The organism is Paenibacillus polysaccharolyticus, assembly GCF_900102085.1.
GTDB classification, from domain to species: Bacteria; Bacillota; Bacilli; order Paenibacillales; family Paenibacillaceae; genus Paenibacillus; species Paenibacillus polysaccharolyticus.
This window is the reverse complement of sequence record NZ_FMVM01000006.1, coordinates 18,866-43,421: the sequence shown is the minus strand read 5'-3', so window position 1 is coordinate 43,421 and position 24,556 is coordinate 18,866. Positions and strand designations below refer to the sequence as shown.

At 39.4% G+C, this 24,556-nt stretch carries 24 protein-coding genes; 22 read left to right on the top strand and 2 right to left on the bottom strand.

All coding sequences use genetic code 11. The features are described from left to right. Positions 1–9 precede the first annotated feature (9 nt). From ctaD to BLQ13_RS09575, 6 genes are all read left to right on the top strand, one after another. The gene (gene ctaD, locus BLQ13_RS09600) at positions 10–1,860 is read left to right on the top strand and encodes a cytochrome c oxidase subunit I (RefSeq protein WP_420848927.1); all 1,851 of its coding nucleotides are present in this window, start codon (positions 10–12) and stop codon (positions 1,858–1,860) included. Next, positions 1,857–2,483: a cytochrome (ubi)quinol oxidase subunit III gene (locus BLQ13_RS09595; RefSeq protein WP_090918554.1), complete on the top strand. Its 627-nt coding sequence runs from the start codon at positions 1,857–1,859 to the stop codon at positions 2,481–2,483. The genes ctaD and BLQ13_RS09595 overlap by 4 nt, the downstream gene beginning before the upstream one ends. Positions 2,484–2,486: 3 nt before the next feature. Further along, on the top strand, positions 2,487–2,807 hold the full coding sequence (locus BLQ13_RS09590) for a cytochrome C oxidase subunit IV family protein (RefSeq protein WP_090918552.1): 321 nt from the start codon (positions 2,487–2,489) through the stop codon (positions 2,805–2,807). A 171-nt stretch (positions 2,808–2,978) separates the two neighbouring features. Then, on the top strand, positions 2,979–3,911 hold the full coding sequence (ctaG, locus tag BLQ13_RS09585) for a cytochrome c oxidase assembly factor CtaG (RefSeq protein ID WP_090918550.1): 933 nt from the start codon (positions 2,979–2,981) through the stop codon (positions 3,909–3,911). A gap of 32 nt (positions 3,912–3,943) precedes the next feature. After that, positions 3,944–4,408 (top strand): DUF420 domain-containing protein, encoded by a 465-nt coding sequence (locus BLQ13_RS09580; protein ID WP_090918548.1) that lies wholly within the window; start codon positions 3,944–3,946, stop codon positions 4,406–4,408. Between the two features lie 80 nt (positions 4,409–4,488). Next, the gene (locus BLQ13_RS09575; protein WP_090918546.1) at positions 4,489–4,860 is read left to right on the top strand and encodes a hypothetical protein; all 372 of its coding nucleotides are present in this window, start codon (positions 4,489–4,491) and stop codon (positions 4,858–4,860) included. Between the two features lie 128 nt (positions 4,861–4,988). On the opposite strand, the gene BLQ13_RS28260 is transcribed toward BLQ13_RS09575, so the two are convergent. Then, complete coding sequence (locus BLQ13_RS28260) at positions 4,989–5,348, bottom strand: hypothetical protein (protein ID WP_139168873.1); 360 nt, start codon at positions 5,346–5,348, stop codon at positions 4,989–4,991. A gap of 219 nt (positions 5,349–5,567) precedes the next feature. Between BLQ13_RS28260 and BLQ13_RS09565 the strand changes: the two genes are divergently transcribed. From BLQ13_RS09565 to BLQ13_RS09510, 13 genes are all read left to right on the top strand, one after another. Beyond that, a complete protein-coding gene (locus tag BLQ13_RS09565; protein ID WP_090918542.1) occupies positions 5,568–6,281 on the top strand; it encodes a hypothetical protein in 714 nt (237 codons plus the stop codon). 92 nt (positions 6,282–6,373) lie between these two features. Beyond that, positions 6,374–6,763 carry a GntR family transcriptional regulator gene (locus BLQ13_RS09560; RefSeq protein ID WP_090919013.1) on the top strand — a complete coding sequence of 130 codons (390 nt, stop codon included), beginning with the start codon at positions 6,374–6,376 and terminating at the stop codon, positions 6,761–6,763. 12 nt (positions 6,764–6,775) lie between these two features. Further along, positions 6,776–7,678: an ATP-binding cassette domain-containing protein gene (locus tag BLQ13_RS09555; protein WP_208606766.1), complete on the top strand. Its 903-nt coding sequence runs from the start codon at positions 6,776–6,778 to the stop codon at positions 7,676–7,678. Positions 7,679–7,698: 20 nt separating this feature from the next. Then, complete coding sequence (locus BLQ13_RS09550; RefSeq protein WP_090918540.1) at positions 7,699–8,601, top strand: ABC transporter ATP-binding protein; 903 nt, start codon at positions 7,699–7,701, stop codon at positions 8,599–8,601. Continuing rightward, on the top strand, positions 8,594–9,892 hold the full coding sequence (locus BLQ13_RS09545) for an ABC transporter permease (RefSeq protein ID WP_090918538.1): 1,299 nt from the start codon (positions 8,594–8,596) through the stop codon (positions 9,890–9,892). Before BLQ13_RS09550 ends, BLQ13_RS09545 begins: the two co-directional genes overlap by 8 nt. A gap of 128 nt (positions 9,893–10,020) precedes the next feature. Beyond that, positions 10,021–11,142, top strand: a complete 1,122-nt coding sequence (locus BLQ13_RS09540; RefSeq protein WP_244159269.1) for a hypothetical protein — start codon at positions 10,021–10,023, stop codon at positions 11,140–11,142. 587 nt (positions 11,143–11,729) lie between these two features. Next, positions 11,730–13,004 carry a dsDNA nuclease domain-containing protein gene (locus tag BLQ13_RS09535; RefSeq protein ID WP_167375699.1) on the top strand — a complete coding sequence of 425 codons (1,275 nt, stop codon included), beginning with the start codon at positions 11,730–11,732 and terminating at the stop codon, positions 13,002–13,004. Continuing rightward, positions 12,985–13,521 carry a hypothetical protein gene (locus BLQ13_RS09530; protein WP_090918534.1) on the top strand — a complete coding sequence of 179 codons (537 nt, stop codon included), beginning with the start codon at positions 12,985–12,987 and terminating at the stop codon, positions 13,519–13,521. Before BLQ13_RS09535 ends, BLQ13_RS09530 begins: the two co-directional genes overlap by 20 nt. Positions 13,522–13,533: 12 nt before the next feature. Beyond that, positions 13,534–15,519, top strand: coding sequence for a hypothetical protein (locus BLQ13_RS09525; RefSeq protein WP_090918532.1), 1,986 nt, complete (start codon positions 13,534–13,536; stop codon positions 15,517–15,519). 555 nt (positions 15,520–16,074) lie between these two features. Further along, positions 16,075–17,112, top strand: a complete 1,038-nt coding sequence (locus BLQ13_RS09520) for a phosphoribosyltransferase-like protein (RefSeq protein WP_090918530.1) — start codon at positions 16,075–16,077, stop codon at positions 17,110–17,112. 78 nt (positions 17,113–17,190) lie between these two features. Then, on the top strand, positions 17,191–19,026 hold the full coding sequence (locus tag BLQ13_RS09515; protein ID WP_090918528.1) for an NADAR domain-containing protein: 1,836 nt from the start codon (positions 17,191–17,193) through the stop codon (positions 19,024–19,026). Between the two features lie 33 nt (positions 19,027–19,059). Next, positions 19,060–19,239 (top strand): DUF3298 domain-containing protein, encoded by a 180-nt coding sequence (locus BLQ13_RS29155; RefSeq protein WP_139168878.1) that lies wholly within the window; start codon positions 19,060–19,062, stop codon positions 19,237–19,239. A gap of 319 nt (positions 19,240–19,558) precedes the next feature. Further along, the gene (locus BLQ13_RS09510) at positions 19,559–20,314 is read left to right on the top strand and encodes a hypothetical protein (RefSeq protein ID WP_090918525.1); all 756 of its coding nucleotides are present in this window, start codon (positions 19,559–19,561) and stop codon (positions 20,312–20,314) included. 290 nt (positions 20,315–20,604) lie between these two features. Here the strand turns inward: BLQ13_RS09510 and BLQ13_RS09505 are convergent, their stop codons facing one another. After that, the gene (locus BLQ13_RS09505) at positions 20,605–20,949 is read right to left on the bottom strand and encodes a helix-turn-helix domain-containing protein (protein ID WP_090918523.1); all 345 of its coding nucleotides are present in this window, start codon (positions 20,947–20,949) and stop codon (positions 20,605–20,607) included. A 135-nt stretch (positions 20,950–21,084) separates the two neighbouring features. On the opposite strand from BLQ13_RS09505, the gene BLQ13_RS09500 reads away from it, so the two are divergent. The 3 genes from BLQ13_RS09500 to BLQ13_RS09490 are packed head-to-tail and all read left to right on the top strand — an operon-like array spanning position 21,085 to position 24,556. Then, a complete protein-coding gene (locus tag BLQ13_RS09500; RefSeq protein WP_244159268.1) occupies positions 21,085–22,074 on the top strand; it encodes a DGQHR domain-containing protein in 990 nt (329 codons plus the stop codon). Between the two features lie 19 nt (positions 22,075–22,093). Beyond that, the gene (locus tag BLQ13_RS09495; protein WP_167375698.1) at positions 22,094–23,872 is read left to right on the top strand and encodes a TniQ family protein; all 1,779 of its coding nucleotides are present in this window, start codon (positions 22,094–22,096) and stop codon (positions 23,870–23,872) included. 57 nt (positions 23,873–23,929) lie between these two features. Next, positions 23,930–24,556, top strand: coding sequence for a TnsA endonuclease N-terminal domain-containing protein (locus BLQ13_RS09490; RefSeq protein WP_090918518.1), 627 nt, complete (start codon positions 23,930–23,932; stop codon positions 24,554–24,556).

Genomic DNA, 24,556 nt, shown 5'->3' with positions numbered 1-24,556 from the left:
AAGGGCTTGATGGACTGGATCACCACCGTCGATCACAAAAAAATCGCCGTTCTTTACTTGATTGCAGGCGGACTTTTCTTCGGCATTGGCGGAATTGAAGCCATTTTGATCCGGATTCAACTGATGAAGCCGATGAACGATTTTGTATCGGCGCAAGTGTTTAATGAATTGATTACGATGCACGGAACTACGATGATTTTCCTTGGCGTGATGCCGATTATTTTCGCCATTATGAATGCGGTGGTCCCTTTGCAGATCGGGGCACGTGACGTAGCGTTCCCTTTTGTTAACGCTCTGGGCTTCTGGACATTTTTGTTCGGTGGTGTGTTACTTAATCTGAGCTGGATCATGGGAGGCGCGCCGGACGCAGGCTGGACATCATATACACCTCTCTCCGGTTCGGAGTATAGCGGAACACACGGTGTAGACTTCTATACGATCGGTCTTCAGATCGCCGGTCTGGGTACACTCATCGGGGGCATTAACTTCCTGGCTACCATTATCACCATGCGTGCGCCAGGCATGTCTTATATGCGGATGCCGATGTTTACCTGGACCACGTTTATTACATCAGCCATTATCCTGTTTGCTTTTCCTGCCATCACGGTGGGCCTTGTATTATTGACGTTTGACCGTATTCTCGGTGCGAATTTCTTCGATGTTGCAGGTGGCGGTAACCCCGTGCTCTGGCAACATATCTTCTGGATTTTCGGACACCCGGAAGTTTACATTCTGATCTTGCCGGCATTCGGCATTATCTCGGAGGTTATTCCAACCTTCTCGCGTAAGCGGTTGTTTGGATATAGCTCCATGGTATTTGCCACCATTCTGATTGCCTTCTTGGGCTTCATGGTATGGGCGCATCACATGTTTACGACAGGTCTGGGTAACGTGGCCAACGCGTTATTCTCGATCTCAACGATGCTGATTGCTGTACCAACAGGGATCAAAATCTTCAACTGGCTCTTTACGATGTGGGGCGGACAGATTCGCTTTACGGCGGCCAATCTCTTTGCTGTCGGATTTGTACCAACCTTCGTCATGGGTGGGGTTACCGGTGTCATGCTGGCTTCTGCACCGGCAGACTTCCAGTTCCATGACACGTACTTTGTTGTAGCTCACTTCCACTATGTTATTGTGGGCGGACTGGTACTCGGATTATTCTCCGGACTTCATTACTGGTGGCCGAAGATGTTTGGTCGTATTCTAAGTGAGTCACTCGGGAAGTGGACATTCTGGACATTTATGATCGGGTTCCAGCTGACCTTCTTCGTACAGCATTTCCTCGGTCTGATGGGGATGCAACGCCGGATTGTTACATACTTGCCGAATCAGGATTTTGACCTGCTTAACCTGGTTAGCTCCATCGGGGCGTTCCTTATGGGCGTAGGGGTCATTATCTTCCTGGTGAACATCGTCATCACGACAAAGAAACCAATCGATGCACCGAACGATCCGTGGGAAGACGGCCGTACACTGGAGTGGACGATTCCATCGCCGCCGCCAGAGTACAACTTCAAACAAACACCACTGGTGCGTGGTATCGATGCATATTGGAAAGAGAAGATGGCAGGCAACAAGGAGATGACTCCGGCGGAGCCGGTAGGTTCCATTCATATGCCATCTGCTACACCATTGCCGTTTGTTATGTCGGTAGGTATTTTTATCGCCGGACTTGGATTAATGTTCAGCAAAGACAAATTCGAAATGGAATTCATGAATTTCATTTTCAATAATTATATTGTGCTTATTATCGGTCTTCTCATTACATTTGGTGCGATGGCACTGCGCTCATTATATGACGATCACGGCTGGCACATTGAACCCGAGGATCAGGACGAGAAGGGGGCGAGAACATGACAACCTCACATGCCGAGCCGGTAAACGGCAAACTGCCGCACGAACCAGAGAAGGCAACGCTGGAAGGACGCAACAAGCTGATTGGCTTCTGGCTGTTCCTTGGCGGTGAGACGGTACTGTTTGGTACACTCTTCGCGACCTTCCTCGCACTTCGCGGGCAGACCAATGATGGACCTACAGCGAACGAACTGTTCCATCTGCCGCTTGTGGCAGCAGCAACCTTCATCCTCTTAGTCAGCAGCTTGACGAGTGTATTCGCCATTCAGGCGATGCACAAAGGGAACCGAAATTCACTGGCTTTGTGGCTGGGGATCACAGTTGTTCTAGGTCTGGGATTCCTTGGTCTGGAGATTTACGAGTTCTACGAGTACGTGAAACATAAAGAGTTTGGCATGACCACGAGCGCCTTCAGTTCGGCATTCTACACGCTGGTCGGGTTCCACGGAGCCCACGTTGCATTCGGTATTGTGTGGATCGGAATCATTATCGGGCAACTGTTCAAAAAAGGATTAACGGTCGTAACCGCACCGAAAGTCTATGTCTCAGCCATGTACTGGCACTTCATCGACGTTGTGTGGGTGTTCATCTTTACGGTCGTGTACCTGCTCGGAAAGGTGGGGTAACACATGTCCGCTCAGGATCAAAGTGATCAACAGCCGGTGAAGCACCGTCACCGTGCGGAAGGGCCTTCGAAGCATGTCGTCGTGTTTATTTTCTCCATTATACTCACGTTGATTGCCTTTGCAGCTGCTGCAGCCGGAGGGGTTAACACAACCTTCACCATTATTATTATGGTTGTCATGGCCATTCTGCAGGTATTTGTGCAACTTGGTTACTGGATGCACTTGAAGGACAAAGGCCACTTGATGCCAATACTATTTATGGCCTTTGGATTTTTTGTAGCCTTTACATGTATTATTATGGCCCTCTTCTGGGTCTGGTGGTAAGAGAGATGGCGGCGGCGAATGCCGCCGTCTTTTCCCCTTTTATACGAGTGAATGATGAATGATGGAGGTTTGCATCTCTGGATCGTTCCAATGTACTGTCATCAAGAGAGTATGACATCGTGGTAAGTGAAATAAATGTTCACCAAAACAGGTCACGGGGAGGTTTCCCGTATGCTCGGGTTGCAATATTTTAGTTTTGACGACTTATGGAGTCCGCTTATTCTTGCTTTATTTTTGATTATTGCGGCAGCTTATCTCGTATTAGTGGGTCCGTTCAGCGAGAAAGTACAGGGCGCAGAGCCAGCAACTACCGGACAGAAAATCATGTTTCTCGCAGGTCTGTTCGCTCTATATCTGGCACAAGCGGGTCCCTTCAATCTACTGGGTCATGTAATGTTCAGCTTCCACATGGTGAGCATGGCATTATCCTACCTTGTTGCTCCGCCATTGATGATGAAAGGTTTGCCGACTTGGGTATGGCGCGGTATTGTGCGCTGGCTGCCTACTCGCAAGCTTTCCTTCCTGGCGCATCCCATTGTAGCGGCAGTGTTGTTCAACGGACTGTTTTCCTTGTATCATCTGCCCGTTGTGCATGATTATGTCATGTTGAATTTTACCGTTCACCGGTTGTACTATATCGTACTTTTTATCACATCCATGCTGATGTGGTGGACTTTACTTAACCCTCTGCCAGAGGGTAGACAAGCTTCAGGCTTGTCAAAGGTTGGATTTATCTTTTTGAACATGGTGCTGTTAACGCCTGCATGTGGATTAATCATTTTTGCTTCCGAACCGTTGTATCAGACTTATAGCAATCCGGCTGTATGGGCTGAAGCGATGAGGTATTGCGTAACGGGCGACTCTTCTGCGATTCTCCGTTCTTTCGGAGGGCCGGCGTTCTTTAATGTTCTGTCTTCCACGAAGGAGGATCAGCAGGTGGGTGGGATTCTTATGAAGTTTATCCAGGAGGGCATCTTTGTGTCTATGCTGGCTTATGTGTTTTCTCAATGGTATCGGAAAGAGAGACAGGAAGAGGATGATGATCTCTCGCCTGCTGGTGGCGGTAAAGAGCAGGGGCCGCTCAATCCGGCCGCCAAATCGTGAGTTTAATGTGACGACAAAAGGGGGAACACACGATGGATATGTATTTTTGGCTGCCTACAATCAGTACTTCGTTCATTGTGCTTAGTGCGATACTTGTGGCGATTGGCTGGGCTTTAATTATTCGTGGTAAACGTGAGGCACACCAGTCTGCTATGGTAGCGGGAGCGATCGCAGCTCTAATCTTTTTTGTAATCTACATGTCCCGCACTGTATTTGTTGGTAATACGGCTTGGGGCGGAGACCCGGATATGGAGATCTTTTACCGCATCTTTCTGATCTTTCATATTATTCTGGCCACGGTTGCCGCTGTATTTGGTATCTCGACACTGGTACTTGGCTTCAAAAAGAATTTTGGAAAACATCGCCGCTGGGGGAAATTTACCTCCATCATCTGGTTTGGCTCTGCACTGACAGGTACGGTGGTATATGTGTTGTTATATCTGCTCTATCCGGGGGGACACACAAGTCCGGTATGGGAAGTTATCCTCGGCGCTTAAATGGATGAATCTCGCAGATGATTAGTCCATACCATCTCTCTTATTCATTCATAGAATGAGTTTGAGAGGAGGGAACCAAAATGAAAAAAACAGTCAGCATCAGTCAGACGTATCCTCGTCTTACCGTGTATTCCGAAGAGAACTACAGAGGAAGAAGCCGCATTTATCGTGGTAACACTGGACTTCGCAACCTGGACAATATTTTGGACGGGGTTGAGAGCCTGCGCTTCTTTTCAACGAGTTCGAATGCAACACTTGTGCTGTTTACACGGCCAAACTTCCAGGGAGGCTTCCGTGTCTATCGCGGGAACACCAATCTGAGAGATTTGGATGACTTGATCCGCGGCGAAGATGTAGAGTCGTTGATCTCCACCAATCAGCGTCTCACTCTGGCTGAGATTCGCGCCATCCGTAGAAACCGCAGCTTGCCAACAGGCTACAACCTCGTGTAAGACATGAGCCTCTTCTGCTATCAGGTGACCGGAAAAGAAAAAGAAAAAAAGAAAAGAGCTGTGCCCTTCTGTGATTGATTCACAGTGCCGGGTACAGCTCTTTTTCTAATGAGACAGAGCAGGAATTGTTAGTCTCCGCCGCCACCGCTATCTCCACCTCCGCCACTATCCCCACCGCTGTCGCTGCTTCCGTGATCACTGCTCGAATGATGATGAGAGCCCGAAGAAGAATCTATATCGTGATGTTTGTGATCGTGATGGAGTCGGTGGTCGTGAGTGGGCCTGGTATGCGAGTCCGTCGAAAAGTCAGAGGTCATCATAGAAGAAGACGTAGCCGAGCTAGACGAATGATGATGCTGTCTGGACTGTCTGGAATGCCTTTTGCTGTCACTTTTGCTCTTAACCCGACCTGGCTCACTTCGAATGATGAGCCAGATCATCGCAAGGATAAAACCAAATACAAGTATGGGCTCAATAAGCCATCCCATAGGGTGATCATTCCTCTCAACTAAAATCGCTGTGTATATCTTATCGCAGAATGGATTCTTTTCCTATCCTGCTTTCCTGATTCAGGAAAAAAAGGGGTTGACGGGACATGCAATAGGTCTGTATACTGTGTATATTGATATACACACTAAACACAGTGATTGAAACAAAAGCACAGTCAACCAGATGAAGGAAGACAGTTGAAAGGCAGGCACAGATATATGGATGCATGGAAGCAAGCGTGGTGGCTAACCCGTAACGATTATAGTAAGGATAAGCTGCAGTGGTTATGGTCTGCCATATTTATGATCTACACAGGCAGTATGAGCGGCGTGATGCTGATTGGGCAGCAACAGAGTAATTTTATTAACCCGGTAGTAGATGCGTTTTTTCTCATTATGCTTCCGTTCCTAGGATTTCTTTTCAGCAGACGTTCCTTCCGCTACATACAAGAAGATTCCTACACACAGTTGCTTGCCTTTTATCGAAGGCTCCCGATTCCGAATGAAACTGTGATGTGGTCAAGACTGCAACAATCTCTGATTGCATTCGCATATAATGGTTTTTTCTTTTACGGATCATTATATGCAGTCAGATTACACACGGAAGGTTTCACATGGGATCAGTATTTAGCCTTTGCGCTGAGTTGCACAGGATATGGACTCCTGATTACGGGATTATATATTTACGGAGAGTTTCTCTTCAGTGGTAAAAAATATTTGATGCTTAGCTCCATGTTCTTACCGATGGCCGTTGTGATAGCTGTTCTGATCCGCCTCTCGGGTAATTATGGATTCTGGTATGTAATACACTACAGTAAACTGTGGGGCTTGCTATCTCCGATCATGTGGATTGCGGTGGTAGCAGGTTTGGCAACATTATGGGGATTCAGTCGATTGACGTTGAAGAAGCTTGCTGTGAGAGATCTGAGTTAGAAGGCAGCAGAATTATTGATAAAAAGAATATAGGATGAAACCGGCACGTTCAGGTAAGTGAATGAAGTGTACCGGAGGGCGAGGTGCAAGATGTGAAGATACCCATTCAAATAAATGAGAATAGCGCTGAACCTTTGTATCACCAGATTGAGAATCAATTAAGGTCGTTAATTATAACGGGTCAACTGGGGGAGGGGACACATTTGCCGTCCATTCGTGAATTTGCCGGAGCACTGAATTGCAGTGTAATTACGGTTAGACGGGTCTATCAGGATCTGGAGAATGAAGGTCTGCTTCGTACGAAGCAGGGGACAGGAACATTTGTGGCCCAGGTTGAGGCGGGAGAACGAGAGAACTACAGGCTGAAGGCAGCGGAGGAAGCGATGCAAGCTGCGGTGCAGTCGGGCAAAGCTGTAGGGTGTACAGAAGAGGAAATGGAAGTTTTGTTCCGGGAGGCCCTAAGAGCAAATTATTCGAAGTAAGGAGGGGGAGGTATGGTGGAACCTATAGCCGTTCAATTAAATGGTGTATCCAAGATGCGTAAACGCAGGGTTATTGGGCCGATTGATCTCACGATTCCGGAAGGATATGTGGTTGCCATTCTGGGGCATAACGGCTCTGGCAAAAGCACATTGCTTAACATGTTGCAACAAATTGTACTACCGGATAATGGTGAGATCATATGGTTTGGACAGGAGAAGCATTCGGGGATACTTCCGATTGAGCTGAGACAACAGATTGGCTTTGTGGCAGATAACAGTGGTATTGAAGAGAATCGGATGACGCCGCAGGAGGCAGCTGATTTCAGATCACATTGGTACCCAAGGTGGGATATGAAGCTGTTCAAAAAGCTTATAACAGACATGGACGTGCCAAGTGATGTGAAGCTGACCAAGATGTCCAAGGGAGAACGGAGGAAGTTTGAAATAGCCGCAGCACTTGCTGCTCGTCCTAAACTGCTTCTTCTGGATGAACCTTCGTCCGGTCTTGATCCTTTTGCTTGGAAGGTAATGGTGGAGCAGTTCCGTGATTATATGGAAGGTGGAGACACAACCATTCTCATTGCCACGCATATTGCAGATGAAGTGAAGCGGCTGGCAGATTACATCGTACTTATGCACCGCGGGCAGGTTCTGGGTATGGCAGAGAAAGACCTAGTGCTTGAGCAGTGGAAGGAGATCTGGTACGAAGGGGATTTGCGGCCCGAGAATATTCCTGGTGTAGTTGAATCTTTTCAGGAAGAGAATGGTCTGATCCGTGTGATTACAACCCGGGTGAGCGAAGCGCAGGAGAGGTTGGAGTTATCCAATCACCGGGTACTCAAAATTCGCAATTTGGAACTGGGAGAAGTGCTTGAATATTGGATTGCCGGGTATGCACCCGTACAGTGGAGATAACCGAAGGGAGACGATTCTGAATGAACCGATTGGAACTAAAGCAAGTCGTCAAACAGTACGCAGACAAAACAGCTGTCAATGGAGTTACGCTTAATGTAAAAGAGGGCGAGATTTACGGATTGCTTGGAGCGAACGGCGCCGGTAAAACAACAACGATGCGCATGGTGCTCGGTCTAATCCACCCGGATGGTGGTAACATTCTGTACAACGGGAAGCCATATAATACAGAGTTGCAACAGATTATGGGATATTTGCCCGAAGAACGCGGATTGTATCCCAAGGTAAAAGTTAGCGAACAGATTAATTACCTGGCACGCCTTCGCGGAATGAAAGCCAAGGATGCCGATGAGAGTCTGAAGTACTGGCTGAAGCGTTTCGAAGTGCCGGAGTATTATGATAAAAAAATCGAGGAATTATCCAAAGGAAACCAGCAGAAAATGGGCTTTATAGCCGCGGTGGTACATAGACCGCAGATTCTCATTCTGGATGAAGCCTTTAGTGGACTTGATCCAGTTAACGTAGAGTTGCTTAAATCAACGGTTAAAGAATTGCGTGATGAAGGTACAGCCATCTTGTTCTCTACACACCGGATGGAACATGTCGAGGAGTTGTGTCGTCAGATCACGATACTTCATCGTTCTAACACGGTAGTGCAAGGTGAGATTAAGGAGATTAAGAGCCGTTATCCGCGTGAGCAAGTTTACCTCAGTACTCTTGGACAGGTAGAAGGACTTGAGCAGCTGGCAGGTGTGAAACGAGTGGAGCAAAACGAACGTGGATATCAGATTCAGGTCAGTGAGGTTGCAGCCGCTCAGGAGATTTTGAAAACGGCAATGGCACAGACCACCGTGGAGCATTTTGAGATCAAGGAACCAACGCTTAACCAAATCTTTATTCGTGAGGTAGGTGAGTCGAATGAATAAAATGGGCACAATTACAGGTTTCACGTTCAAAAACAAAGTAAAAACGAAGTCATTTATGGTTACTACCATTGTACTTGCACTTTTAATTTCGATTGGACTCAATGTTCCATATTTCATTACTTTATTCAATGGCGGACCAATTGGCGGCGGAGCTTCCGGTAAAAATCCTGTCAACATCGGTCTTCTGACAACGGAACAGCAGGATGTAGCACAGAAGCTGGAAGACTTCTCGTCTGCTCAGGGAAATCAGGCGTATCGTTTCATCGTGAGTGGGGATAAGGACGAAGCTGCATTACAGGAAGATGCGAAGGCAGGCCTGATTGATGGTTATTTGAAACTTGAAACGGTAGCAGGACAGGAGTTCCCGAAGCCTGTTTTATATTCCACAGATGACATTTCACCTCAGATCACTACGGCTATTGAATCTGCTCTGCAAAGTGTGAAGCTGGATGTCGTAGTCAAGGATGTACTGACACCTGAACAGAAGGCGTTGATTACAACACCTGTGAAGCTGACTGCAGAGAGTCTAAGCGCTGATGATGGTGAGGCTGGAGCTGGTGCGGAAAAATCAATGAGTCCGATCAACTATATCGTTGTGTACTTGTTAATCATCTTGCTGTTCACATCTACGATGATGACAGGTAATATGATTGCTTCCGAGATCACAGCTGAGAAAAGCTCGCGCATTATGGAGATTCTGATCACGAGTGTATCTCCGCTCAGTCAGATGTTTGGTAAAATCATCGGTATCTTCATGGTAGGTATGTTACAGATCGGAATCTTCGGCGCAGTTATTGCGGGGAATATTCTATTACCGCACAACCGCGCAGTACTGGATGATTTCAATTTGAGTGTTAGCGACATTAATATCGCTGTAATTGTATATGGATTGATCTTCTATATCCTGGGTTACTTCCTGTACGCAGTGCTGTTCGCAGCCGTTGGTTCAATGGTCAGCCGTACGGAAGAGCTGGGGCAGGCAGTTCTGCCAATCACGATGCTGTCCCTGGTATCATTCTATATTGCACTCTTCAGCATCTCTGCACCGAATATTTTATTGCTCAAAGTTGCAAGCTTCATTCCGTTCACATCACCAACAGCGATTCTTGTACGGATTGGGGCAGGCGTTGCACCGACCTGGGAGATTCTGACGTCTCTTGCCATTCTGGCTGTATCCATTCTGGTCTTTGGCTGGCTCGCAGCTAAAATCTATCGCACGGGCGTACTGATGTACGGCAAACGTCCAACCTTCAAAGAGTTGTTTAAAGCGATGAAGGCGTACAAGATTTAATATTTCAAACGACGATTATGTTTGTGCGTTGTCATAATTAGTGAGAATGTTTTCAAAATTTATGAGAAAACTTTTTCATAATTAGTGAGAAATGTATATTTATTCGTGAATATGCTATTGAGTCTATTTTGCATGCACCTGAGGGGGAGATAACGATCTTTAAACTGACTGGAGAACGTGGGCTTACGATTGGAAAAATCAAGAACAAAGAGAATGTTACTAAATCGGCACTTGCTTCGTTGAGAATAGCAGTTAAGTCATATTTTAAAACATATCAAGTAGCCTCGGATAAACATGTAGTTAAGGACATGTGTGTTGAGAACGAGCATCCCTTTTATGAATACTCAAAGGAACGTATCGATCTATTCTGTGAAAATACAGATTACCAGGAAGTGTATCTGCAATGTGTATTCCATTTCCACCATTTTTTTGAGCTACTATTAAAAGATATACTAGTAAGTGTTCATCCCAAGCTGGCCTATAAGGTAAACTTAAATGGGGACAACTCAGCTACTATTCTTGATATTCTCTTGAACAAAAGACCTCATGACTTAACAAGTGATAATACTGCTGAATTTATGACTTCACTGAATAGAGTAATCAGCTTAATGAAACTTGAAGGTGACACCAGCAGTATACCTGTCATATCAAAAATTATTAATGATAATAAGCAGACCTTGGTAGATCTAAACCAGTTAAGGAATCGTGTCTGGCATAAAGGCGTGTATCTCCTACGTTTAAATGAGTTGGATCAGTTTATTTCCCAAAATGTATTTCCCTTAGTAATTAAGTGCTTAGAATTCAGTGATTACAATAAACTTGAATCCTATTGGAAATATAAAAAATCTACATTAGACCCGATAAATGAAATAATTAAATCCGGTCAAAACCAAATCGATTACGAGCGTATTGCTTTTTTCAAAGCTTATGGGCTTGCATGTTACACCATACCTATCTGGAATTTTGACTTGGACCAAATCGAAGCTAGGGCAAATGCTATCATAACGGCTTTAGATGATCTGGATGTTACTACTTGCTTTGTTTGCAACAAGGAAACCCTTCTTGTCAGTACAGAAACTGACTTTAATACAGACAAAGAGGGAGCACCTGTAAGTATATGGATCAGATCTATTGGTGCTGAGTGTCTGAATTGCTCACTGAAAATCTCGCCTGATATTGGAGAGCCACAGTCTCATGGTGTTGATTGCGACATTTTATGGAGATTTGAAGATGTTTTGACCGAAACATAATAATTAATTGATTAAAATATGTGGCTAGGTGTTATTGCCAGCTAGTCAGTTTTTAAAAGTAATGAAACAACAACCGTTTCTTCAATATAGAAGAAACGGTTGTTGCATTTTATGAAAAAGTTTGTTCCACAAATTATGAATGCATAGTGAAGAGTAATAATTAGAATTTCCAAATATTGAAATAATATCAGGGATAAGATTTTAGCACACTCAAGTGAAATAGACAACGAACTCATCCGAAAAAAAGTTGAGGTAAGTGATTTAATAGAAAATAGAAATTTCCAGAGATCATTCAAAATGTTGAAAGCAAGGTTCCTCCCCCTATTCACAAGAACATACAAAATAAAAATCTACTAAGAGTATAATGCAGATTCTATTGGCTAATAAGCTTCTCATTTATGGTACAATATTCCTAATTACCATGTTTCTTATTTGTAGAAATAATCAAATGAAAATAAATTAAAGCGAAATAATAAGATAACTGATTGTATTTATGCTTATTTCTCAAAATCTCTTCTTTTTATGATCTAGTTTGTAGTATCAAGTGTTGTAAATTATTAAAGTAGATAAGATTTGGGGGAATTACTTTGATTAATAATGATGGGAACATTAGAGAGTCTACGCCAGTAACTGATCTTTCAAATGATCCAGGCGATGAAACCCAACGAAGATTTCGATACCAACATACATTCACAACATTGATTGCAATAAATATGTACGCCGGACGTTTACCTTACAAGGAGTTATACTGTGAACATCATGAAGATATTCTCGCTGTTGCGGAGGATGGAACATACCACGGAATTCAAATTAAAACTAAGCAGTTGAAGGATGGAGCCTTTGATTTAAATGATGCAGCTATTAAAGGCAGTTTACTAAGATTTGTAGATCACAGCAAAAAGTTCCCTGGCTCTTTTTCGAGATTTGTAATTATTTCTAATTGTCCATGTAGAGATGACTCTACTGGAAAAAGCTTAATCAATTTATTGAAACAAGTAAAAAATGGGACAAAAGAAAACTTTAGTCCAAGGGAACTAAGTAATTACATACAGCTAATGGCAACAGAAAAGGATGTTGAAGTTGAATTTATATTAGAAGTTCTTCATAAAACAGAATTTATGAATGGACCTGGTTTAAATGACATTGATTCAAAGGTTATTGATGAACATTTGGGTAAATTACCCGAATGTCATGGTACTGGTATCGAAAAACTAAGAATTATACATCGACGACTTTGTGAGAAAATGCATCAAGCCTCTTCAAAATTATTGGAAAACGCGGTAGAGGATTACGTTGCATTAGCTGGTGGAATCCCAAGCCTCGTAGCTGAAGAAATTAACTCCAAAAGAATTACTAAACAAATGATAGAGAAGCTAGTTTCTGAAAATATCAACTCTAATTTGTTTTTGAGCTCCCGCACAGACTTTTCTGACATTCCCCAAGCGCATTCTAGTCAGTTGATGAGGTATAAAATGGCATCTGGTTTTATTGATGTAGAAGATATTGAGATGGTAGATGATTTAAGAGTAGACGCTGAAGAGTTTTTTATAGGAAATAGTTATAAGGTTAGTGATCGAAGCACATATTTAAAAGAGTTTAATCAAATAAAAAGGATTGTAATTAATGAATCTAGAGAGGCAAAATCTAGGTTGAAAAAAGAGAACACCCCTTATGGTACGGAGATGCTTCATGAAATTGAGGATAGGTTAAGAGACATTACTCGATACAGACCGAATGATGTTTTCGAATGCCCATACGAGATTTTAAAAGGGTTAGTTGGCATTTTGACGAACGATTGCAAGATTTCGTTTAGTAAAGAACCGCTTGGAGGATGGATTGAAAATGTCAATGTCTCTAATTGAGAAAGTCATAAGCCTCGAAAACCATGATGAATTACATACGGTAAGACTTCTGGTTTTGATAAGCACAATTGTTGGGAAAAAACGAGAGACAACCATCCAAATCACAAAATTGGCGAAATTAGATTTTATTCTTAGGTATCCAGCTGCCTTATATAAGGCATTAGATTTTGTGAATGGTTTAAAGGATGCTCTAATTACTGAATCTGAAAAGAATAACATAGAGTCTGAGATGCTTGCTTTTAACTATAGCCCATGGAGTTCGGATTTCAGACGATTGTTAGTGTTGCTAACATCGCGTTCGCTTATAAGTTGGAGTAGCAAAGGAAATAGTATTGAACTGAGCTTAACGAAGCAAGGAGAAGATTTCTACAATAAAATTATAAGATACCAGGAGTTTAGTGAAATTATTCAGCAAAGTAAGAGCATCAAAACCAATTTTTCTAAACTGTCGATGCTTAAACTAGATTCGGTTTTATCCGAAATCCTTAATCCCATAAATTTATATAAACATTTGTAAGGAAGTGATCACGTGAATATTCAAATATCAACTTTGACTGTCCGGTGTCGTAAAGGAGTCTATAGTAATTATTTTTCGGAAAAAATTACATATTTTTATGGGAAAATGGGAGCTGGTAAATCTACAATACTTCATCTTATTGATTTTTGTTTAGGGAATGAACTTATTGAAACTCCAGCTCTGCAGCAGGAATTTTTAGGTGCTGATTTGACCTTATACATTAATGGAAAACAAGTGGGAGTTTCTCGAGATAAAGGATCTAATCAAGTAAATGTTAGTTGGATTGTTAATGCAGATGAGGCATTTAGCGTTGTAGCTCCAACTAAACCTGCTAATGATTCTTCCACCTTAATTCCAGGTACTAAGGTTCAAAGCTTATCCGATTTGATTTTCTTTTTAGCTGATTTGGAGCCACCGAAAGTTAGGAAGAGCAAATTAAAGGAAGATACAGAATTGATCAGATTGAGTTTCAGGGATCTAATGTGGTACTGCTATTTAGACCAAGACGAAATAGATAGTTCATTTTTTTACCTAGGGAGAGACGAACATGATTTTAAGCGGCTTAAGAGCCGAGATGTTATGAGATTAATTTTAGGATTTCATCAGGAACAGGTAGCGCTACTTGAGAGTAAACTATATGAAACAAGACAAAGAAGACATACATTGCTTGAAACAGCTATACAAATAGAAAGATTCCTTAGTGAAAACAATATAGCTAATACCTTAGAAATTGAATTGGAATTGGTTGCTATATCAGAAGAAATTCACAATAAAAAAACGGAAGTTAAAAATCTGAAAGAAACATATACTTCTGATAATGGGCACATACTTGATAAGTATAAACTACAAGCAAGAGATTATATGAGGAGTATTGATGAGTTTACAAATATAATTAAAGATCTACAATATCAGGTGAACCGACGCCAAAAGCTGCAAAATGAATACAATGTCGCCTCAGTGAAGGTTAGCCGCTCTAATATTTCCCGTCAACTCTTGAATGGAATCAATTTTTGTAGCTGCCCGCAGTGTGGTCAAGACCTAGAGGAGAGAGTCGGACTTGAAAATGCATGTCCCCTTTGTCTTCAGTCAGTAAACGAAAATGCTAATATTGACGAAGTTGAAATACTAAAAGCTGATTTGAGAGTAAGACAATCGGAATTAAATGAATCTCTTCAAAGGCTTGAGAGGCAGCTCACTGCAGTGGAGAGAGAAAAAGGGGTGCTTACAGAAAGCAAATTCAAACTAGACCAACGAATCTTAGAACTAGAGAAGGAATATGACTCTGCATTTTTAGCAAAAGCTAGAGAATTAGAAAGAAATATAGGAGAATATGAAGGTAGAAAAAGTGAATTAAAAAATTTACTTCCTTTACCAAGGAAAGTTGAACAAGTTCGTCTAGAGGTTCAGATACTAGAAAGTGAAGAAACGAAGTTAAAGATACAACTACTTGAAGCACGTCGAAATGCAGAAATGGATGCATCAAATCTCGAAGAATTAAAAAAACTATTTGTTGAGAATCTTTCAATTGTTGGATTCCCTGGCATTGCTCCGAATGATTTTATTGAAATAAATACTACTGACTTCATACCTAGGTTAACGAGATACGGTAATAATGAGTTATTCACAACAGAGTTTGCTAACTTAGGTAGTGGAGGTAAAAAAACTATTTTCAAGTGTTGTTATGTATTAGCAATACATCGACTAGCTGCTAGAAAAGGAATAGAAATCCCCTCATTTCTGATGATTGATACGCCTATGAAAAACATTAGTGAAAGAGAAAATATAGATATTTTTGCTGGGTTCTATAACCTCATTTATAAATTATATTCTGGCGAGTTATCCGGTAAACAACTAATTATTGTTGATAAAGAATTTTATAGTCCAATAAATACAGAGTACAGTTCACAATTTGATGATGAGAAAAGCCTTTTCGTAAAGCATATGACACCTGATGATCCACTTAATCCTCCTCTAATTCAATATTATCGAGGACATTGATTTCATAGTGAATGCATAATACGGTCACTTCGTTATTTTCTTTTTCGACTTAATGAAAATCGAATCATAACAAGTTTCGATAGTGACCGTTGAGTGCGCAGTGAGTTGTTAACGATGATCCAGAGAAGTGGTATGGATGCTTGCATTGTCGCAATGAAAGATTACATAGAGTATAAATTGAATATTTATAAACTAGAGTGTAGCCAGAGCATGTCTTCATTCATAGGAAATCTTTGTCCTAAAGGATGCTAAACACAAAGATGATTAAATTGTAACAAAAAGTGAGAAAATTGAAGAATTCTAAGAAATATAGGGAGTGATTAAAAGGTTACAAACAAACACCCTTATTCCGGAACTGGGGGAAGCAGATTCTATATCCTTCTTCGGTTGCTTAAAAACATGAATAACAAGTCACAAGTTCATTAGCGCTCAGTTCTCCCGTACTTCAACTTTCAGACCGAGGTTTTAAGATACAACCTAGTAGAATATATTGTATTTATATGTAATATCATGGTATATTATGAGCGAATCAATAGATCGGAGGTCTTAGGTCTTATGAACATATCGACGAATAGTTTATATGTGCAACTAATCGCAAATAAGGTTGCGGATTATCAAGGAGGAGGTATTATGACTCCAGAGAGAATCTTGCAATGGATTAACCAGTTCGATCCTGAAGATCATGAAGTAATTCTTTCAGAAATGGCATCAATTTTGCAAAAAAATTATGTTTCAAAAGATGATGCCAAACAGTATTTGGTAAGTTTTTTTAATGTTAATCAACAAGAGCATGTAGTTAAGGACTTTGAATTGAATTATAAAAAAGTACAATTCTTAAATATACAAGAAGGAGGACAAAGTCAAAGAGAGTTATTAGAACTTTTAGACGAAGTTTTATTAGAACAATATGGTTTCGTAACTGAAGATTGTGGTACCAGTAATAATGTTGACACTTACATATACATTGATGATTGCTTTTTTACGGGCAAAAAGGTTTCTGATGATATTAAAAAATGGGTTGAGAAAGCTAATCCAAGAACTACACTCCACATTATTTTTTTTGGTGTTCATAGTGCAGATTATGAATTTAGACATAACCAATTAAAAGGATACTTAAGCGGGAAAAATATTGAACTAAAGGTGTCGCAATTCAAGAAGATTATAATGGATAAGTATGCAAAAGGGACATATGAATGCTGTTGGCCAGCCTATCATTCCACTCCAGAAGTTGACTCTTTTTTGGAAAATCTAAATGAGTGGAGAAGCGAACGTAACTATGGTAAGTTCAGTTTATTCAGAGACGCTAACAAGCCATATACAGAAACTTTGTTTAGCTCTATGGAAGCTCGAAATAAAGTAGAACAAGCATTCTTGAAAAAAGGGATTCATATTTTTAATCTATCAGAAAATCCTAATAAGAAATTTATGCCAATGGGCTATAATTTAAGTCTAAATCTAGGTTTTGGTTCTATTTTTGTAACATATCGCAACGTTCCAAACAATTGTCCATTGGTGCTTTGGTGGGGAGATCCAAATAAAAATTATCCAATCAATCAGTGGTTACCACTCTTTCCTAGAAGTACATACGAATGACCCATTAAATAGGAACGCGAGTTCCTTTTTTTTGTTTTTTTGTATAGAATAATATGAGTACATATATGGGGGGATTTTATGAAAGAGAGGCTATATTCACGTCGTAATGCAATAGTGTTTAAAAAAACAAACGAGTTGTTTGGTGGTCTCTCCAATATGGCTGGAGGCTACCCTATTTTTATAGGCGAACATAAGATACTTACTTCTGAAGCACTTTATCAAGCAAGTAGATTTCCTCATATGCCGGATGTCCAAAGGCAGATTATACGTGAAAGAAGTCCTATGACAGGAAAAATGAGATCCAAGCCTCATAGGAAAAATTCTAGGCAAGACTGGGACAAGGTTCGAGTTCAAATAATGAGATGGTGTTTAAGAGTTAAGTTGTTTCAAAATTGGGCTAAGTTTAGCTCACTTCTCTTAGAAACTGGGAGACTGCCAATAGTTGAAGAATCAAATAAAGATGCTTTTTGGGGTGCTAAACCCGAAGGAGATATGCTAAGAGGGGTAAATTGTCTGGGTAGACTTTTGATGGAACTTAGAGAGGAGTTAGTATCTTTAAAAGATGATAAGTTTGTACTAATGCCTCCTAATATACCTAATTTTCTGTTGTATGGTGAAGAAATCCTACCAATTGAATTCACTCTTACAAAAAAACAAGAGGTCGCACTAGAAAGTGAAAAAGTTCATCAGCTTTCTATATTTAATGATGATATAGAAGATATAGAAGAAAAATATGATGAGAATTTTCCTGAATCCTTTAATAAAATAAAAAGTGTCATGAAGAAAATGTCAACTGAGAATTCTAACTATTCGTTTGAGGTAGTTGAAGATTTGATAGATAGTAAATGGACCAAATCCTCAATAAAAAGTTTGAATGAATATATTTGTGCGGAAATTGACTTCAAAGAATTTCCTCCCACTTTTTTTCATACCATATCAGATGCACTTATTAATACTAAGTTAAAAATTTCTACTAAGTATTTTTTAACGATACTCTTATTCAAAGTGCATAACAAAAACGAACTGTACAAAAGGTATTTAAATACCTTTATAAAGGCTTCAATGGTCAATCCTAATCCATTAGGTCATTATTTTTATTCATTAGTTAAAAAGATGTCTTCCAATCAAAGTTATATCTTTGAATATAAACAGTACTTTATTCGTAATGCATATAGTAGTTTCTTATCTATGCTTTTTGATGAAATGACTCAAGAGACTTTGATGGAGCTAATTGAAGCTTACATTTACGAAAGTAATGGCTTATTAAAAGATTTTATTGGGGTATCGATAGAGACAGTAACTGATGTACTTCGTAAAAAGGTTGATGTTAATGCAATGAAAGAACCTTTTGAACTTTGTTATGAGTTAGGAATCGTAGTTATTTATTTAGAGTTACCTATTAACATAGAGGGCTTTACTTATAAAAATAAAACTGCAAATAGGGGAGTTATAGTTTTAAATGTTGAGCAAAATGGGACTTATCATGAAAAAGTTGTATTAGCTCGGGAGATAGCACGTTTTCTAATGCTTGATTCAGAGATAAATGATTCTGTCGTCAATCATGTTGATAAGATAAATATAGAGATTGAGCAGTTTGCAGGTCTAATTTTAATACCAGAAGGATCAGAAAAAGAAAGAACTTTAAAAACGATAACCAAAATTCATTTAGATTTGCTTTCTCTATTCTCTGAATTGTGGGAAATACCAACTAGTATACTTGTACTAAGATTTATTAAAATTACATCTGAACCGATAAATTTAATGATATTTAAAAATGATTTACTGGTACATCAATACCCTTCCGAATATTGGTACGAAAATAACAAGATTAAATTAAATGGTATTGAAAAAAATGAGATTACTTTTAAAATTGAAAATCAATTAACGTATAAATTGCAGTATCTTCAAACGTGAACTCGATCACAAAATTTAGCGAAATTTAAATTAATTAAAAAGCACATATATGAGCTCTTAAATCTTCCCATTAACAATAGATCCAATAAATATTTTTACAATGAGGGAGTTGTGAATGTATTCATTCCTTACGAAGTCGGGTCTTATGTAGCTGGCTTCGTTGAAGTAACTCTCTCAACAGCACTGTGGATGAATTTTATTACGAGAGCTTAGGTTTTTTCTATTATGAAAAGGACAGCTCATGTATCATTCAGTTTTGATGATGAAAGTGGCTTAGATCACTTTAGAAAAATTATAGATGACATAGAGAGCTATAAAGTTGAGACTACCTTGGACAAATAATAGTTTCTGATAAATTTGATAATGTTATACATATATGTACTTTGGATGCGCAAGAAGAAGCCGTTAGTGAAATCTTGGTATCTGACAATTATATTGAAAGAGCAAGGGAGATAATCTCATTGCTCATCGTTATGTTATCAACATGCTCTTATATGATTTAACAAGATACGTCTACAATGGAGGAAACTATGTGAAAAATAAGTTATTCAAATACTACAAAGACTGTGCTTCAAATTACGCCCTCATTTACGTGCACATGAATCTATATCACAAATTCTTTTATAGCTACATCATTTTTACCATATTATTATTAATCAGTGTTATACCCGCTTATTTTCTTCTTCAAAATTTAACTTCTTACATCATTATGTGGATTCTAATTCTAGTATGTGTAGGTTCTGTTATTCTATTTAGTAAAATGTTTGATGTGAAATCAATGAGAATACTAAAAAAACAATACGGTATTTCCTCTACACCAAAAACATGGGACGACTACACTCTCGAAATTAGAATACATATAATTACAGAGTACCTTATAGAACATGGTTTATATGAGCGATGGAAAATAGAAAAGTTAATAGACGACTTTTATAAAGATGAAGAAAAAGCCAAAATACCACCGTTAGTAGCCCCGAGTATTATTTTGGCGATATCTATCCCCAACGTTACACAACTTCTTTTGCAGATCTATAGTTTTTTTAACTTAGAAGCAAATGTGCCCTATTTTGTTCAAAATTCAGAAAGTGCTAAATTGACATTGAATGTCTCAATCTTTTTTGTTGTTTTGATTGTGTCCTTAATTCTTGTTATGAGTATCTCTGTAATAAATCATGTACAAGCTGCTATGCGTAAAGCAGTTTTTGATAAACATGGACAAAAGCGGAATGGCTTAATAGAAACATTAGAAAATGTCTTATATCAAATGCAAGATCGTATGAATATCTAGAGAATTGGAGATAAGAAGATGGTGGGGTTGTGCTTAAATTCAGAATAACAGATGAAATGGTTAGAAAATTGAATGATTGGGATTCGTGCAAACCTGTTGATGTAACCGGGGCAAAGTTTGCTTATACTTTTATTCCAACGGGTATTGGCCTTGTAATTCAGGTGAAATGTGATGTTTGTGAAAGAACATTAAGCTTATCGGAGGATCTCTAAAAAATAAAAAAAGCATCTCCCTAACCTCCATTTTTCTAAGAGGTGTGGAGGTGCCTTTTTTATTTTCAGTTGATGTATTTATAATTTTTTGAACATAAGCGCATCTTTTATTAAACGATGGAGAACTTCAAGTTCTTTACTAGATAAGGAGAATAGGGCTGTATCGATTTTCTCTAGAATCTCGATTTTAGTTTTATCCTTCGAATAATACCTGTCATCCTCTAACAGTTGCGAAGGTGCAATATGGAGAGCATTAGCTATCTTACTTAAAGTTTCTAATGTGATATTAACTTCCCCACGTTCAATTCTTCCCAGATACGAATAATCTATTTGTAGTTGTTCTCCTAATTCTTCCTGGGTCAATTTGCTCGCCTTTCGATATAAGCGAATTTTTTTCCCTACGCTTAAGAATATGTTGGACATTTAATCCACCTCTATTCAAGAGTAGGTAACTTGGCTATGGGAATGAAGAATGTTTAACTACTTAATTCCATTTGAAAATAGGTGTTATATATCCTAAAATAAAAATAGCATATGACAATAAGGAGAATAACATCTATGACACAACAACATGTGATTGAGAATGTACTGCAATCTAAAATGCGAGGTAAAGTTTCCTATTTAGGCAATGTTTCTGCTACTTCTGTATTACAAATCACGTATGTAAAACCTTTTGATCATCCTTCAGGAAAAGGGTATCAACGACCGGTAGATAGTAAAAGGTGTAATGACTTTGCCTTGTATCTTTCGAAGGGAGAGGATGCACTCTTTGCTCCAATCATGCTTAATGCTGAATCTCATTGGGAGTTCAGCGCATATGACAAAGCTAGACCACACTTAGGCAGGCTGATTTGTAAGGGGAAAGCATCAATAATGGATGGCCAGCATCGAGTGGGCGGAATAAAACGATACACTCAGGATACGAACTCTGAAATCAATGTTCCATTCTTGGCTTTTCACTACCTAGATGAAGACGAAGAGGTCCATTTGTTCGACATTATCAATACAATGGCGAAAGGGATAGGAACTTCACTAAGCAAGTATCTTCATCGAAATACGGATGAATATAGCTGGATCGCAACGCAACTGATAACGCGTGGAGATAGTCCCTTTCACTTTATAGGTACACTAACTGGAAAGCGCAGTTCTGGTCGTCATGTCACCCTCCAGAATCTGTATAAAGTGATTGAATTATTGACAAAGTCAGAAGCTCTAACTCATGTAAATAAAGAAACTAAACTAACGTGGAGCCTGATGTATTTTAATGCTATAAAAGAACAATTCAATACAGAATGGCTTAGTTATAAAGAATATCGTTTAACGCATATTGTTTGCCTCAATGCCTTGGCAATTGTAGGTGCAGAGATTCTGAAGGAAGCTACTAACCGACAAAAGGGCAAGATGGATTACGCCTTCATAGAGAAGAGTGTGAAAAAAATGAAGAATACAGAATGGTCTGCAGAAGGTCCACTAAAGTATCTTAAAGGGATAAGTGGCTCTCGAATGCTTGCCCAAGATTTAATTTCTGAAGTCATTCCTGCGAAATGATGTAGATGGGAGTGAGTGGGTGTATCTTATACGATTAAAGCCAAATCACAATGAGTCTTTGTTGAGTTACTTGAGTAGAACTGCTAAAGCGAACGAGGTTTCTTTGATTGATCTGGCCATGGATGTGAAAAATACAAGATACACATTGAGAACTGATCGATTTTATCTTATTGATCTTTACCCTCATGTGACACTTAATATTAAAGCTCTTGCTGAACGCACTCAGCAAACGGAAGAGCGATTATTACAAATGACATATTACTACGCTTTTTCAAAGTTTAGTCATAGTGAAAGAGAATCCTATTCCCGTTTCATGAAAGGATTTACGAGGAGAATACTTTACTATTGTCCAATTTGTATATCCAAGGATAATTATGTTCGGTTAACTTGGAGATTAGAGGGTATTAACGTATGCACAAAACATCATTGTGAATTAAATGGGACATGTGGCTACTGTGGTGGCACTATTGAAGTAAATAGGATACAATCAAATTGTCAATGCCCTTTATGTCATATGTATCTTGGTGAAGCAAAAAGCCATATTATAAAAAATAAGGAAACAAGTCTTCAGCAGGATTGGATGACTTCACAATGGGAGTTTTTATTGAAACCGAGTACTACGTATTATACTCCCAATGATATTGCACATAGAGTTGCTTATTGGATTGAGAGCACCAGTAAGCAACGGGTCTTAAGAGAGGCTTGTATAGAATATAAAGTGAATCATCAAGAGTTATTGCAATTGGCTCGTGGTACGTTAAACTATCGAAGGAGCTTTCATCTTAAGAAACTGTTAGACATATTGTACAAGTGTGAAATAGACATGCAGTCCTTTCTATCGTTTGTTATCCCTGATCAATTTAGTTTGAATTTGTTATCCAGCTCTAAGGGGCACACCAACGATGCAGTGTGCTTAGCATCTTGGTGCAAATACTATAATTTTAACAAGGAATTAAAACGGACTGGCACGCAATATAAAAAGCTCAAAAATGGTTCTGTTCAAAAGAACTACTTATTTTGCAATGGATGTGGGTGTACGTATTACTTTGACGAACACTTCAATCAGCTTGAAAGGGATGGATTTATAGAAGCCTTTGAATGGATAAGGTCATGTGAACTGAAACAGGTGTTAGAACACAAACCAGGTCAAGCAAGTTCGATATCTAGTAAAGCATGGGCTTATTTTCAAACAAGGTTAGTAAAAGACTCTCCTCCAATGATTGAAGAGGACTTATTAGAGCGTTTTATACAAGCAATAAAAAAAGGCACCAAGCTAAATCAGATTAAAAGCTGGGATTGCTGGAAATCGGTAAATCATTATTTGGTATATAGATATCATCTTGAAATATTAAGAACTTGTCATCTGAAGAAGCGAGGAGCTACCACACGATCAGCTTATCTTACACAACTGCCCCAATTGACTCTTTTCACCAAGAGACTTTTGGATAAGGATGAGACGATAACTCTAACCAAATTAGCTAAGCATATGGGAATATCTCGCTCTACACTCCAGCACTGGCAAAATGGTTATAGGGAGTACGAAAAAGCGAAGATTTTACAGAAGACTAAGAGATTAGAAAAGCGTAAAGAACAATTAATCGCTGAGATAGATCGTTTAATTGAAAGCCAAGACTTTGTGAGGAAAACTCTAATTCTTAAGTCAAAGGATATTTATGAACATCTTGGTGTCAAACAATCTTATTTGTGTAGTTGGGCTCCAGAGATCACAAGGTACATTACAGATCGAATTGAAAAAAATATTCATACATCGAGAGACATGCAGCCGGGGAAAGTCTAACAACCTTGGCTGTTTTTTTATTATTGTACAGGAGACAAGTAAAGGAGGCATAGATCATTGTATATTCCGGCTAGGAATATTAAGGCCAAGATTAAAGGATATAGAGGAAAAGAGCCATTCTTTAGTTCTGGTTTGATGGTACACTGGGATAGCTTTTTAGAGCGTGATTATATACGTTTGGCTGATTTTGATGTGGATGTGCGAGAAATTTATCATCAACCACTTTGTATACATTACATGTCAAACGGAAAGAAGCTTCGATATTTTCCTGATTTCAAAGTGATCCTTACAAATGGACAGATACTAATTATTGAAGTCAAGCCATTTGATTTCTTAACTGAACCAAAAAATCAAATCAAGTTCGAAGTAGGTAGGAAGTATTGTGAAGAGAAAGGATGGTTGTATCAAGTGTTCACCGAGAGAGAAATTAGACCTGGTGAGCTACAACAAAATTTATCCATATTAAGGCGAGTTAAACTTCAAGAGGTAGATTCTGAGATTATCAAATATCTGTTAGACGAATTTAATAGTTGCGATGAGATGGAACTTATTTCCTTCAGAGAACGATGCAATCAACTAGAGAATACCTCTTTCTATTTTCATTTACACTACTTGGTATACGAGCAATATATTAAAGTCGATTTAATTCATGAAATAATAAATGATTACTCCCTGTTGAGGTGA